This is a genomic window from Protofrankia sp. CiP1_Cm_nod3 (assembly GCF_982290655.1).
On record NZ_CEVIVD010000073.1, the window covers coordinates 1 to 12,745 of the forward strand.

The following is a 12,745-nucleotide window of genomic DNA, read 5'->3' on the forward strand; positions in this document are numbered from 1 at the left end:
AGGGAGGAAGACGGTGGAACAGATACGGGAAATTTTTGACAGCATGACCGTGAGCATGAACCTCAGCAGTGACGAGCGGGTACGGGGAGTCGACGCGCTGAACGATTGCGAGGAAGCAGTCACCGCGTGTGCGTCGGCGATGCTCGCCATGACCGATGAGGCTGGGATGCAGACGGCCGTGCGGCGGGATTTGGACTGCGCTGACGTCGTCCATGCGACCTGCCGGCTGCTGGTCCGCGGGAGCGGCCCGGACAGCGGTCTGCTCACCGCACAGCTGGAAGCCTGCGTGTTGGCCTGTGAGCAGAGCGGTGAACTCTGCGGCGGGTACGCCTACCGTCACGAGCACTGCCGGATCTGTTCGGAGGCGACGCGCCGATGCGCCGCGGTCTGTCGGGACGTTCTCAATGCCCTGCGCAGCCCCGTATAGCCCGCGACGGATGCGGTGGCGGGTGGGCGTGTAGACACGGCTGCCCGTGGGATGGATGGTCGTAGAACAGCGGTTCACGCCGGTGTCCGGGATATCCGGCGCGTGGATCCTCTGTCAGGCGGCGCGATGGCGACTCACTGAGCGCAGCGGCGGATGGCCGGGTTGGTCCTCTCGGCGGACCCGCTCGCTTCCTTGATGCCCTGGTTCCCCATCGTCGGTGTCCGGCCGGGCCGAAGGATGATCTGGAAGGGGGCTTCCGCTGCGGCATTCGTCGCGGTCAACGAGATAGAGCAGGGCCAGGCCCGCGGCGAGCGGTAGGTGTGTCAGCAGGCGGCTCCACGGCGCGGCGCCCACGGCAAGGTCATGGACGGACAGGGCGGTGAGGACCACGACAAAACCACACACAGCGGGAAGCAGACCTACCGCGCGCCGTGAGTGTACGGCGGCCCACAGCATGCCGACCCCCAGCGCGAGATTCCATGCCGCGCTTTCGTTGAACAGATGGGCCGACGACAGATGCCCATGCGCGGCGTGATCTCCTGCGCCGGCCCCCTCCCCGTCCAGCAGTTGACTGAGACCGATGATGAGCTGGATGACCGCGACGCCGGCGAGAGCGATCCGCAGGAGGGTCCCGCGGGCGCGGGGCGTGGAGGCACTGGCCATGACGGCGTCGACCACGTCCGGAGTGGGCGATACCTCGTGCACCCGTAGCGGCCGGTTCAACGCAATAGCCGCGTTCTGCCAGGCGCGGCACTGCGCGCAACCGGCCAGATGGGCGTCGACCTCCACGGAGGGACGGGGCTCATTCTCTCCGTCGATCCGGGCGGAGACCGCTTCGCGGCAGGTACTGCAGTCCATCTGCTAATAGTCGCGCGCTTCCCCCGCCGGGTTCCCGACGCACGTCAAAGACGTCACCGGACGACGGTGAATCTGTGCCGGGGCATGGACGGTGCGTGAACTTCGGGTCCTACAGGGGCCGGGCGGGTACGCTGCGGAAACTGTGAGCCGCCCGGACGATGCAGAGCTGACGGCATGGGCGTTACGCGCCGGCCGTGGTGACCGGGTCGCTTTGGAGAACTTCATCCGGGGCACGCAGCGGGACGTCTGGCGTTTCGTGGCGCACCTCGCCGACCCTCAGACCGCCGATGATCTCACGCAGGAAACCTACATGCGGGCGTTGGGAAGCCTGCCCCGCTTCGCCGCCCGTTCCTCGGCGCGTACCTGGTTGCTGTCGATCGCCCGACGGGTAGTGATCGACCAGGTTCGGATGGCGCAAGTCCGGCCGCGGCAGTCGGCCGGCGTGGACTGGGTCCGGGCCGCCGAGGCGAAGCAGGCCGCGGAACGTCGGGCAGCGGTCGGTTTTGAGGAGATCGTCGAGCTCAACCTGCTGCTGGAGACCCTCGATGCCGACCGTCGTGAGGCGCTGGTTCTGACCCAGGTGTTGGGTCTGGCCTACGCCGAGGCCGCGCAGGTGTGCGGATGCCCGGTAGGCACGATCCGCTCACGGGTGGCCCGGGCGCGCGAGGAACTGATACGCGCGGTCGGCGGGGACGAGTCGGCAACGGGAGTCGGCTGACGGGAGCCGGTCGGGAAGGCCGGGCATCGCGACCTGGGCGGGCCGGATCGCACGACCGGGCCCGGCCGGTTCACCGCCGGCGCTCAGCACGCCGGTCACTAGGGTGCTCTACCTCTCCGTACCTCTCTTTCTGTGTCTTCTGTGCGTCCTGGCTGGCAGGGGAAGGCGCGTCGACCAGCAATCGATCGGCGTATCTCCCCCTGTCCGGCGCCTGCGTATAGCCTCGTCAGTGGCGGGTCAGTGCCGCAATGAGGCTGTCGGTGTTCGTCCGGAAGACACCGAGCAGGTCGAGGTCGGCCTTCGGATAGTTGACGATGTCCACCGTGGTCGCCCCAGGGATGTCCGGGTTGGCGCCTGGCAGGTGGGCGTTGGCCAGCACCAGCGCGGGTTTCTTCGCGGCCAGATCGGCGAGCTGCCCGGGTGATACTGGCTGGGGGCCGTAGGTGGCGACGACGGGCAGTCCGGCGAATCCGCCCCAGTAGGCCATGAACAGGTGGGCCACCGCGGTCGGTGCCGGCGTCGGTACCACTGCCTTGACCTTGCCCGACAGGGCGGCGTACTCGGTGTCGAACGTCGACAGCCACGCCGTGGCCGCTGTGGAGGTACCGAACACGGCGCCGAGCCGGGTCACCTCGGATCTGATCTTTTCAGGGGTGTTCTCCAGCTCGACCTGTACGAGCCTGCCCCGCCCGCCGGCCGCGTCTTTGAGCTTGGCGGCGAAACCGTCGAATGCGGCGTACAGGACGTAGTCGGCGCCCGCGACCTTGACGAGATCACTGGGTGTGGGTTCGTAGTCCGGTGGATGCTGGACGCTCGCGGGCGCGATGACCGCGATGTTGCTGGCCCCGGCCGCTTTCGCCAGGGCACCGACCCAGCTGGTCGAGGCGACCACGCGCGGCCCGCCAGCCGGTGATGCCGTCGCGGCCGTGTCCGGGGCGGCGGGCGTGTTAGTACTGCCACACGCGATCGTCGACAGCGACAGCATCGCGGTCAGAGCGGTCAGTACGGCGGCGCGCAAAAAGCGCATCCGTTACTCCTTCGGGAATCAGATAGGTGAACAAGGTCAGGGCACCGGCCACGAGCACGAGAACCGGACCGGGAGGTTGATCGACCGCCAGCGCTACGGCGAATCCCGCGGTGTTGCCGAGCAATCCGAAAACGACCGACCAGACCACCATCGACCGCAGGGAGCGGCCGAGGTTGCGGGCTGCGAGGGCGGGCAGGATGGTCAGCGCATCGACGAGCAACGCGCCGGTGAGCCGGATCGCCGCGCCGATCGCAACCGAGACCACGGCCAGGAGGGCGAGCATCAGCGCGCCCGCCGGCACGCCCGAACACAGCGCCAGTTCCCGGTCGAACAGCAACAGCGCGAGCTGCCGCCGATAGCCCCAGTAGAGAAGGTGGATGGCGACAGCGAGGACGCCGAGTACGACCAGGTCGACGGTGCGGGTCGCCAGGATCGAGCCCCACAGCAGCTCGAACGCACCGGTGGCGTTGACCCCGGAGATCGACAGCACCAGCAGGGCGCCGGCGATGGCGAACGTCATCAGCAGGCCCATCGCGCCGGGCAGACCAGCCGGCCGTCGGGCGAGCGGAGCCACCCCGGCACCCGCCAGTGCGCAGGCGACCAGCCCGCACAGCATCGGGTCGGCCCCGGTGAGCAGACCGACCGCGATCCCCAGCAGGGCCACGTGCATGACGGCGAACCGGACGGCGACGATGTCCAGCCCGACGATGAACACCCCGACGATCGGCAGCGCGACGGCAGCGATCAACAGTCCGATACCGCCGCGTTGGACAGCGGGCAGGGCGAGCAGGTCGACAAACCGCTCCACGTCAGATCACCCGGAGCCGGCCGGCGGCCATCTCGGCGACCCGGTCGCACGCCCGGGCCATCGCCCGGTCGTGGCTGACGACCACCACCGTGACCGGCAATCCGGTGAGCATCCGGGCGATCCGTTCCTGGCCGTCGAAGTCGAGTGCCGCGGTGGGCTCGTCGGCCAGCAACGCCTGCGCCCCGGCGGCCACCGCGCCCAGGGCCCTGCTGAGAAAGACCCGCTGCAGCTGTCCGCCGGAGAGGGTGTGCAACGGACGGCGACCGAGCCCGGCCACGCCTAGGCGGGCGGCGGCGTCCCGGGCCGCCAGCGCATGCCCGCCGCTGTCGAGCAGCTCGTCGACCAGCAGCGGGAACCGGCCGGCAGAGAGGCGTTGTGGCACCCAGGCGACCTGCCGGCGGCGTGACGCCCACTGCGCGCGGGTACGGGCGGCGACACCCCCGACGGTCATCGAACCGCCGGCGAGAGGATGCAGGCCCAGCGCCGCGCGCAGCAAGGTGGTCTTGCCCGACCCGTTCGCGCCGGTCAGGGCGACGTGCTCCCCGGCGGCGACGTCCAGCAGCACCTGGTCGACGGCGGTACGCCGGCCGTACCGGCAGGTCACCCGATCGAAGCGGATCTCGGTGGCGTTCACGTCGGTTCGCCGACGGTGATCCGCTCCCGCAGCCACCTCTTGTCGATCTTCCCGGCGGCGGACAGCGGCAGCTCGTCGAGGATATGCAGGCTCTCGGGCAGTTTGGTCGGCTCCAGACCGTGTACCCCGGTCAGGTAGGCCGTCAGGTCGGCGAGGGTGGGCGTGGCGGCTGCGTCCTTGGTGGTCACGCAGGCAGCCAGCCGTTCACCCATGATCCGGTCGGGGACGCCGACGCAGGCCACCTGGCGGACGGCGGGGTGCTGGGCGAGGAGCAACTCGACCTCCACGGGGCTGATGTTCCGTCCGCCCCGGATGACGATCTCGTTACGGCGTCCGACGACATGCAGGAAACCCTCCTGGTCGACACGTCCGAGATCACCGGTGCGCACCCAGCCGTCGCCGGTGCGGTAACGGCCGTCGAAGTCCGGGTCGACATAGCAGAGTGGGCTCATCGGGCCCAGTCCCCAGATTTCCCCCACCTCACCGGTGGGCACGTCCCGGCCGTCCGCGTCGACGACCCGGATCGCGGCGACCGCGGGGTTGGGCCGGCCGACGGCGGAATGCACCTCAACGGGTGGGTTATCCGGATCGGTGGTGCAGTTGACGCCGTCCGCGGAGCCGTAGCAGTTGACGAACCCGCACCCGAACGCCGCCCGGCAGGCGTCCACGGTGGCCGGGTCCACCCGGGAGCCGCCCGCGACGACCGCCCGCAGCGATGACGTGTCGATCCGGCTGATCGCCGGATGGTCGAGCATCATCGCAAACATCGCCGGCACTCCGAACACCAGGTGTGGGCGGTGCGTGTCGATGACGTCCAGCGCGCGGCCGGCGTCGAAGCGGGAACAGACGATCAGACTGCCGCCGTACCGGGCGATGGTCACCGCGGAGCCCGAGGAGCCGAACGACGACGCCAACGGCACCATGAAGAAGTTGCGCATCGGCGTTGTCGCGTTGTGCAGGGAACCGATGAAGGCCCCGCGTCCGCCGGCCAGCGCGTCATGCGAATATACGATCATTTTCGGTGCGGCCTCCGACCCGGAGGAGACCAGGATGCGAGCCGGCGCGGCCGGGTCGACCGGCCTCCGGCGGGTCAGCGGCGGACCGGAACCGATCAACTCTTCCAGGCTGTCCGGGGCACCGGAACCGGACACGATCACGGTTCGCAGATGGGGCAGATCGCCGCGCAGTGTGTGCAGCGTGTCCGCGTAGGCGACTCCCCCGTGGCAGTGGGGCACCACCGCCACGACCGCCCGGGAGCGGGCGAGCAGAGCACGGGTGTCCCGGCGGCCCCGCCCCACCGGATAGGCCAAAACGACCGCTCCGACGGCGGCGGCCGCGAGATCGGTGACGACCGGGCGCCATCCGTTCGGGAGCTGGACGGCGATCGTCTCACCGGACCGGATACCGGCCTGCTCGAACGCCCCGGCCAGACGGGCAGCCCGCTCGGCCAGCTCGGTGTAGGTCGTCTCGCCGTCGTCGTCGACGACGGCCACCCGGTCCGGATGCCGCTGGGCATTCTCGGTGAACAGCGCATACAGGTCCCGGCCCGGGTAGAAGCCGGCGTATCCCCACCATGCGCGCAGCACGGGCGGGACGAGATCGCGCACCGGTAGGACGGTGGGTTCCACAGCAGTCGATTCCAGGGCGGTCATCGCGTGAACCTCCACGGCGGGCGGACGAAGGCGCAGCCGTCAATCTCGATCAGTGGCAGGGCCGCCGGATCGGCGGCGAGCAGCCCGGGCTCCGGGCAGACCCGCACCGCGGTGCCGCCGGTCGCGCGCAGCAGGGTCAGCGCCTCGTCGGCGGTCCTCCGGCGTAACGCCCGCACGGCCGCGTCAGGGTCGGCGGTTCCGACGGCCCGGGTGAGAACGTCACCACGGCTGCCGGCGGCGACCATCACATGTCCGTCCGCCACCGGCAGCGGGGCGTCCAGCGGGTCGGACGCCCGCTGCGGCGTCCCGCCGGACTCGATCAGCGGTGCCTGCAGCACCCCAGCCGCCGACAGCAGATCGGTGTCGACCCGCTGGCCCCGGCCCGTGCGTGCCCGGGCGATCAACCCGGCCAGGATCCCTTCGGTGGTGATCAGGCCGCCGAGGACGTCGAGCAGGGTCATCAGCGAACCGGCCGGTGGCTCATCCGGGGCGGTCAGCTGCTCACCGAACCCGGCGTAGGCCTGGACCATGAAGTCCGTTCCGGGGGGCGAGCCGGCAACCGGCACATCCCCCCACCCGGAGGCGTAGGCGTAGACCAGGCCGGGATGGACGCCGGTGAAATCGGCCGCGTCCAGGCCGAGGTCCGCCGCCTTGCCCGGGGCCCAGTTGTGTACGAACACGTCGGCGCCCAGCACGGCGTCCCGCAGGGTCGCCCGACCGGCCGGTGACCGTAGATCGACCTCGATGACGTGCTTGTGCCGGTTCAGGGCCAGGAACCGGGCCGAGCAGTCACCGACCATCGGCGACATCCCGCGTAGCGGATCGCCCCCGGCCGGCTCCACTCGGATCACCTTGGCGCCGAGCATGCCGAGGAGGTGGCCAGCCAGCGGCCCCTGGACGCGGCGGCCCGCCTCGACGACGGTGATCCCGGCTAGAGGCAGGTCCGCAACGGCCGCAGACGAGTCCGCGGCGGCCGGTTGCGGCTGTCGCGCCGGTGCGGGCGCGTCACATGCGCGGATGGTCCACGGCGGATCGACCCGACCGGACGGGGCGAAGTCCGCCGTCCGCTGCTCGTGGCTGCGTAGCGGCACGATCGCCATTCCCGCCGTCGTGGCCATGTGATGGAGCTGGTCGTAGGCGTACGCTCGGGCCGCGGCGTGCAGTTCGGCCGGCAGAGGGGCGGCGGCGGTGGCGTACCGCAGAACGAACGCCCGCCAGCCACGCGCGACCAGCCGCGGGTCCACGCCCAGCGTGGACCACATCCGATGCCACGGCTGCGGATCCAGGGTCTCCAGTTCGAATCGGATCCTGTCGGCGGAGACGAACGGGGGCGGCATCCCGGCGGTCGGGTCGGGCTCGCCATGGTCGGGGTCCACGGCGCTCCCGGCCGCCAGGTACTGCGAGACGGTCACCAACGCAGCGCCTGCCACGGACACGGTTACCGCCTCGACCGGGGTGCCCCGAAGACCGGCGAGCAGCGCGGCGAGCACCCCCTGGGTGGCGATCACACCGGCCGCGGCACTTGCGTAGTCGAGCAGGAGCCGCCGCGGCGCACCGTAGGCGCGGCCGTGCACGGCCATCAGGCCGTAGGCGGCCTGGATCGTCCCCTCGTCCAGACGTACGCCAGCATGGTTGCTCCAGTCGACACCGCAGCGCAGCACCGGCAGCCCCGGGCAGAGCACCGCCGTTGATCCGGCGTTCGTTGATCCGGCGCCGATCGGTTCGGCGCCCGGCTCGACGACTGCTCCCAGCTGGCGCAGATGCCGCGCGACCAGCCGCTCGACAGCGCCAGCTGTCGCACCGCGCGCCGTCATGCCCGCCAGCGGAACAGAGACGGACCGGTGGTGCCGTGCCGCCGGTCCGCTACTCACCATCACACACCGAATACCCCCACGGCCACCGTGTTTCCTGCCACATGCCGGTAGTCGGACGCTGTGCGCGTCCGGTTCCCGCCAGGCGAAAGTTGCGTTGGTACACCGTGATGGCGTCAACCGCAGGGAGCCGGGGATGAGGGACCTTGAGGTACTGGCCGAACGTGTTCGGGCTTTTCTTCGAAGCGATGTTCTGCCCGCCGAACCCGTGCTGGCACGGGGCGGGCCGGCCGCCGATGAGCTCATGCGATCGCTGCGGCAGCGCGCGCGGCAGGCCGGCGTATGGGCGTTACCGCTGCCGGTGTCGCTCGGCGGCGGGGGGCTGGATCTTGCTGACTACGCGGGCATCGCCGAGATCGAAGGCGCGTCGGACTTCGGCCCGGCGGCGGTCGGCTCCGAGCTGCTTGTCGACGTCACCATGCTTCAGCGGTACGCCAGCCCGGCCGTCCGCGAACGTTACCTGCCGACGATGCTTGCCGGCGACGCCGTCCCGAGCTTCGCCATGACCGAACCGGGCGCCGCGGGGTCTGATCCAACCTCTGTGACGACCAGCGCGACCCGCGACGACACCCATTGGACGATCAACGGCCGGAAGTGGTTCACGTCCCGGGCCGCCGCGGCGACGTTCACCACCGTGGTGTGCCGGACCGAACCTGACGCGGCCGACCGGCACGCGTTCTCCCTACTCGTGGTACCGACCGACACAGCGGGCTACCGGATCGTCCGGGAAGTCCCGGTACTCGGGGCCGGCGGCCAGTACGAAATCGCCCTCGACGACGTCCACGTCCCCGCCGACCATCTACTCGGCGCGCGTGGACGTGGCCTGGCGATGATCGGCGAACGACTCGCGTTGGGGCGTACCTTGCGGTGTCTGCGCTGGCTGGGGCAGACACAGAGAGCTTTCGATCTGCTGTGCCGCCGCCTCCACGCCCGGCGCGCCCACGGCGGGCCACTCGCTGACAAGCAGCTCCTGCAGGGGTATGTCTTCGACAGCCATGCCGAGCTCGCCGCCGCACGTGCGCTGACCCGGGCGGCGGTGGCCGCCTTGATCACCGGGGGTGACGCGCGGGTGGCGGTGGGAACAGCCAAGGTCATCACTGCCCGGGCTTTCGCCGCTGTGGTGGACCGCGCGATCCAGGTTCACGGCGCTGAAGGCCTTACCGACGACACCCCGCTGGCGTTGTTGCACCGGACCGCCCGAGCGGCCCGCATCCTGGACGGCCCCGACGAAGTGCACATCACAACGGTCGCCCGGCGCCTGCTGGCAGGCTACCAAGGAGGCGTCGGCGCGTGACCGCACAGCGTCAGCAGAACAGCGGTGAGAAAATAGGTGCCCCAGATGACCTCATGGGACGGGGCCACACCAGCGCCAAGATCGTAACAGCCCTGTCCCAGGACACCGGTCCGCGTCAGATGATCCGCGACCAGGACGCGCGTGGTGTCGACCGCTGCCTGCCGGTAATCCGCGGCACCTGGCGTCTGCAGGCCACTGAGGGTCCACAACGCGGCGGCGGCGATCGCGGCGGCGGAGGTGTCCAGCGGGACGCCCGGTGTGACATGAGCGTCCGGATCTGTATGGACGTGCCGGGCAGGGATGACCGCTGGTGGTATCAGGCGGCCGCTCATCCGGTCCAGCCACCAGTTGGCGGTCAGGAGGGCGGCGTCACGAAACGATGGGCCGAGCCTGCTCACGGCGGCTGCGCAGCCGAGCATCCCCCAGGCCTGGCCACGGGACCACACCCCGGCCGGTGCGCCCCCTTTACCCGTCGGCCGGCCGTCTGCCGCAAGCGGCGTTTCCGGGGTGACCTGCCCGTCCGGTCCCACGAGCAGGTCGATATGCCGCGTCGCGTGCCGGACGGCCCGCGCCCGCAGCCGGTCACCGCTCCCGGACCGATCAGCATGCCAGCACAGCAGGGCGACCACCGCCGCGAAGCGCGTCGATGCCGGCTCTCGGCTCGCACGGCCCCCCGAAGGCGGACCCGACCGGTACCAGGCCCCAGCGGGGGTGGACGGCGGCGACGAGCGAGGCAGCCCCGACCATCGCCACCCGGGCCGCCTCGGGGTCACCACACAGCAGATGACCGGTACCCGCCCCGTGCCAGAACGTCATCGCGCGCGTCACGGTGTCATCACCGGCTCGGGGCGGCAACCGCGCCGTCCAGCGCCGGGCCACATCACGATCGGCCAGTTTCCCTGAATAGGCGGCCCGGATCCACAGCAGACCGACCCAGAAACCGCCGGTCCATGAACCACGCCGGGTGGTCGTCCAGACCTCCGTATGCGGATCGCAATACAAGGGGAACCTCTCCCCGACACTGGCCTCGATGACACCCACACGGGCGATCAACACTGCGAGGGCGTCGTCGAACTCGGTCACGATGCGCTCGCCGGCCGTAGCTCGGCCTGTCCCGCGATGAACGGCGCCAGAACGGCGGACCCGGCGAACACCAGTGCCACCGCCTGCCAGGCCCAGCCGTACCCGGCCGAGTCGGCGAGCAGACCGAAGGCCGTCGGCCCCAGCACGAAACCGCTGAAGAAACCCAGCGAGACCAGCCCGGACGCATGTCCCGTGGCGCCGCCGCGACGGACCACCGCCAGCATCGACACCGCGTTGGCTCCGGTAGCCGTCCCCCCGATACCGACCGCGCCCACCCAGACCAGGACCGACCAGGTAGGCGCTGCCGCCCAGACGACCAGCGTGCACGCGGCCGCGGCGGCGGACAGCGCCCCCAGGGCCATGGTCACCTCCGACATCCGGTCCGCCCACCTCGTCCAGACGACCCGCGCGAACAGCCCGGACACCCCGAAGGCGGCGAGGACCGCCCCGGACACCCGCTCGTCCAGGCCGAGCCGCTGCGACGCGTACAGCGGCAGGTAGGTGTTCACGGCCGCCAGGGCGGTGCCGAGCAGCAGCGAGTACACCATCAGCCAGGCCAGCCATCTCGACGGCCGCGACCAGCGCCACCCCGAACCGCGTCCGGTTCCCGGTGTGGCTGCTCCGGACGCCGGACGGTTGCCCGCCGCCACCGTCCACCAGACCGCCGCCAGCAGGGTGATCGGGACGATCGCCGCGCACCGCAACCCGGCCCGCCAGCCGATCGCGCCCGCCACAGCCGGCAGCAGCAGCCCGGCGCCGAACGCCGACAGTTGGACCCCTGACTGCTTGACCCCGACCGCCAGTGCCCGCCGAGGCGGGGGAACCACGCGTGCTAGCAGCACATTCGTGGCGGGATTCGCCAGAGCCTGCCCGATACCCACGATCGCCAGAACGGCGAGCAGGACACCGTAGGAACCGGCGAACGACACACCCACCAGCGCCACCGCGACCGTCGCCGCCAGGACCATCAACCCCCACCGAGGCCCTGTGATGTCGACCAGGTGACCGGCGACCACAGACAACGCAGCAGCGACCGCAAACGTCACCGTCACCAGCCCCCCGATCCCTGCCCGCGACAGACCGAGATCATCAACTAGGAAGGGTGCGAGCGCGCTCAGCGCATACAGGGACAGCATCGACGAGGCCATCGCCATCGTCGCGACCCCCGCACCCACCCACCAGCGCCTGCCGGTCATAACCACCCCTGCTTGTCCTACTTGTCCGCCCGATGCCCTATCAGTCGTCCGGGCGGCAGTGCGTGGTTCCCGCCAGCTTCGACAATCAGATCTGCGACATCACGGCCACTGTCAGAGACCGCGCCGACGCTGCGCACGGGGCGGTGAGGTCCGCACGACCGGCCGACCTAGGCCGGATCGTCATCCGGCCGTCCGGAACGGAAAGAGTCATCACGGTCGGCTGCCCCGGCTTTACCGGAATCCCAGGCAACCATTGGAAACAATCTTTAGAATTGTAGCGACTCGCTCTCTTTCCGTTCCCATAGGGGCGGTTATGGCCGAGTCTGTAACACCGTGTCATGTCCTGACCTTCTGCGGCAAGTGCAGCTGCGGCTGCCCGGAGCTGTTCGTCGACCATGACGCGACGGCGGACCGGCGCATCGTCCTGACCGACGACTTCGGCCAGCGCATCCAGATGAGCGCCGAACAGCTCCAGGTCATCGTCGAGGAGGCCCACGCGGGCAGGATCAGCGCGCTGGTCGACGCGGAACTCGCCACCAGGGTGGGCTGAGCACACACGTGAGGGGCCACCGGCGTGCACCTCGACCGGTGCCGGCGTGACCGCGGACGCGGGAGGAGACGGGAAGTCGGGTGATGCACCAGCATGGGCAGACGGTGCGCGCCGCGCACCTGTCCGGTCACCGTCGCGGCATGTATGGCCACTGCCACGGTCGCGCTGGCCCACCTCTGCCGGCTGATCCACGCGCTTCGCGGCCGGGTGCGGCAGTTCGTCCCCACCGAGGTCGGGCATGCGTCGGTGGCGGCGGGTATGGCGGTCATGCTCACCAGACCGGGCTGGATGACCTCCTCGGCGCCGTTCGCCGCCACCTGTCTGGGCCTGGCCGCGCTGCTTCTCCTCCTGCTCCTGGCGCAACAGTGCATCCGGCCTGCTGCGCGCCGTCGGCGGCGCGCTCCGAACATCCCCAACCGCCGTGGCCCAGGTCGTTGCGGGGTGTCGTCGACGTTCCGGCTGCCGGCGGGCGATCTGTAGCCGCGATGCGGCGGCAAGCGACCGTGGCAGGTAAGGGGCATGGAGATGGGCGAGCCGGGCCGGCGGTCGACAGATGCGGCCTTCGCCACTTCAGTCAGATCGCCGCCAGATAATCCTCCGGTTGGGGAGTGGAGTCCACGATCCTGT

The 12,745-nt window shown here is 70.4% G+C and carries 14 protein-coding genes; 5 read left to right on the plus strand and 9 right to left on the minus strand.

Annotated features, from left to right (window positions below; genetic code table 11):
- Positions 1-427 (plus strand): four-helix bundle copper-binding protein (locus AC5LUJ_RS14825; RefSeq protein WP_493465109.1); only part of this gene is annotated, 427 nt, incomplete at its 5' end.
- Positions 428-541: 114 nt separating this feature from the next.
- Here AC5LUJ_RS14825 and AC5LUJ_RS14830 read toward each other — a convergent pair.
- Positions 542-1,285 (minus strand): zf-HC2 domain-containing protein, encoded by a 744-nt coding sequence (locus tag AC5LUJ_RS14830; protein ID WP_493465110.1) that lies wholly within the window; start codon positions 1,283-1,285, stop codon positions 542-544.
- A gap of 142 nt (positions 1,286-1,427) precedes the next feature.
- On the opposite strand from AC5LUJ_RS14830, the gene sigC reads away from it, so the two are divergent.
- A complete protein-coding gene (sigC, locus tag AC5LUJ_RS14835; protein ID WP_493465111.1) occupies positions 1,428-2,003 on the plus strand; it encodes an RNA polymerase sigma factor SigC in 576 nt (191 codons plus the stop codon).
- Positions 2,004-2,229: 226 nt separating this feature from the next.
- On the opposite strand, the gene AC5LUJ_RS14840 is transcribed toward sigC, so the two are convergent.
- From AC5LUJ_RS14840 to AC5LUJ_RS14860, 5 genes are read right to left on the minus strand one after another with little or no spacing between them, the layout of a single operon-like run.
- Positions 2,230-3,030: a metal ABC transporter solute-binding protein, Zn/Mn family gene (locus tag AC5LUJ_RS14840; RefSeq protein ID WP_493465112.1), complete on the minus strand. Its 801-nt coding sequence runs from the start codon at positions 3,028-3,030 to the stop codon at positions 2,230-2,232.
- Positions 2,951-3,838, minus strand: coding sequence for a metal ABC transporter permease (locus AC5LUJ_RS14845; RefSeq protein ID WP_493465113.1), 888 nt, complete (start codon positions 3,836-3,838; stop codon positions 2,951-2,953). Before AC5LUJ_RS14845 ends, AC5LUJ_RS14840 begins: the two co-directional genes overlap by 80 nt.
- Position 3,839: 1 nt before the next feature.
- Entirely contained in the window at positions 3,840-4,472 is a 633-nt protein-coding gene (locus tag AC5LUJ_RS14850; RefSeq protein WP_493465114.1) for a metal ABC transporter ATP-binding protein, read from the minus strand.
- Complete coding sequence (locus AC5LUJ_RS14855; RefSeq protein WP_493465115.1) at positions 4,469-6,124, minus strand: class I adenylate-forming enzyme family protein; 1,656 nt, start codon at positions 6,122-6,124, stop codon at positions 4,469-4,471. The genes AC5LUJ_RS14850 and AC5LUJ_RS14855 overlap by 4 nt, the downstream gene beginning before the upstream one ends.
- Positions 6,121-7,938, minus strand: a complete 1,818-nt coding sequence (locus tag AC5LUJ_RS14860; protein ID WP_493465116.1) for a CoA transferase — start codon at positions 7,936-7,938, stop codon at positions 6,121-6,123. The genes AC5LUJ_RS14855 and AC5LUJ_RS14860 overlap by 4 nt, the downstream gene beginning before the upstream one ends.
- A gap of 193 nt (positions 7,939-8,131) precedes the next feature.
- Between AC5LUJ_RS14860 and AC5LUJ_RS14865 the strand changes: the two genes are divergently transcribed.
- The gene (locus tag AC5LUJ_RS14865) at positions 8,132-9,289 is read left to right on the plus strand and encodes an acyl-CoA dehydrogenase family protein (protein ID WP_493465117.1); all 1,158 of its coding nucleotides are present in this window, start codon (positions 8,132-8,134) and stop codon (positions 9,287-9,289) included.
- On the opposite strand, the gene AC5LUJ_RS14870 is transcribed toward AC5LUJ_RS14865, so the two are convergent.
- The 3 genes from AC5LUJ_RS14870 to AC5LUJ_RS14880 are packed head-to-tail and all read right to left on the minus strand — an operon-like array spanning position 9,265 to position 11,568.
- Complete coding sequence (locus AC5LUJ_RS14870; protein ID WP_493465118.1) at positions 9,265-9,918, minus strand: hypothetical protein; 654 nt, start codon at positions 9,916-9,918, stop codon at positions 9,265-9,267. The two genes, AC5LUJ_RS14865 and AC5LUJ_RS14870, sit on opposite strands and share 25 nt — an antisense overlap.
- Positions 9,890-10,372 (minus strand): hypothetical protein, encoded by a 483-nt coding sequence (locus AC5LUJ_RS14875; RefSeq protein ID WP_493465119.1) that lies wholly within the window; start codon positions 10,370-10,372, stop codon positions 9,890-9,892. The genes AC5LUJ_RS14870 and AC5LUJ_RS14875 overlap by 29 nt, the downstream gene beginning before the upstream one ends.
- Positions 10,369-11,568: an MFS transporter gene (locus AC5LUJ_RS14880; RefSeq protein ID WP_493465120.1), complete on the minus strand. Its 1,200-nt coding sequence runs from the start codon at positions 11,566-11,568 to the stop codon at positions 10,369-10,371. The genes AC5LUJ_RS14875 and AC5LUJ_RS14880 overlap by 4 nt, the downstream gene beginning before the upstream one ends.
- A gap of 313 nt (positions 11,569-11,881) precedes the next feature.
- On the opposite strand from AC5LUJ_RS14880, the gene AC5LUJ_RS14885 reads away from it, so the two are divergent.
- A complete protein-coding gene (locus tag AC5LUJ_RS14885; RefSeq protein WP_493465121.1) occupies positions 11,882-12,118 on the plus strand; it encodes a hypothetical protein in 237 nt (78 codons plus the stop codon).
- Between the two features lie 144 nt (positions 12,119-12,262).
- Positions 12,263-12,598, plus strand: a complete 336-nt coding sequence (locus AC5LUJ_RS14890) for a DUF5134 domain-containing protein (protein WP_493465122.1) — start codon at positions 12,263-12,265, stop codon at positions 12,596-12,598.
- Positions 12,599-12,745: the final 147 nt, after the last annotated feature.

What these genes read in the sequence shown, in the direction of transcription:
- AC5LUJ_RS14830 (WP_493465110.1), bottom strand. Translation starts at nt 1,285, where the DNA reads ATGGACTGCAGTACCTGCCGCGAAGCGGTCTCCGCCCGGATCGACGGA.
- AC5LUJ_RS14840 (WP_493465112.1), bottom strand. Translation starts at nt 3,030, where the DNA reads ATGCGCTTTTTGCGCGCCGCCGTACTGACCGCTCTGACCGCGATGCTG.
- AC5LUJ_RS14855 (WP_493465115.1), bottom strand. Translation starts at nt 6,124, where the DNA reads ATGACCGCCCTGGAATCGACTGCTGTGGAACCCACCGTCCTACCGGTG.
- AC5LUJ_RS14860 (WP_493465116.1), bottom strand. Translation starts at nt 7,938, where the DNA reads ATGACGGCGCGCGGTGCGACAGCTGGCGCTGTCGAGCGGCTGGTCGCG.
- AC5LUJ_RS14865 (WP_493465117.1), top strand. Translation starts at nt 8,132, where the DNA reads ATGAGGGACCTTGAGGTACTGGCCGAACGTGTTCGGGCTTTTCTTCGA.
- AC5LUJ_RS14880 (WP_493465120.1), bottom strand. Translation starts at nt 11,568, where the DNA reads ATGACCGGCAGGCGCTGGTGGGTGGGTGCGGGGGTCGCGACGATGGCG.
- AC5LUJ_RS14885 (WP_493465121.1), top strand. Translation starts at nt 11,882, where the DNA reads ATGGCCGAGTCTGTAACACCGTGTCATGTCCTGACCTTCTGCGGCAAG.
- AC5LUJ_RS14890 (WP_493465122.1), top strand. Translation starts at nt 12,263, where the DNA reads ATGGCCACTGCCACGGTCGCGCTGGCCCACCTCTGCCGGCTGATCCAC.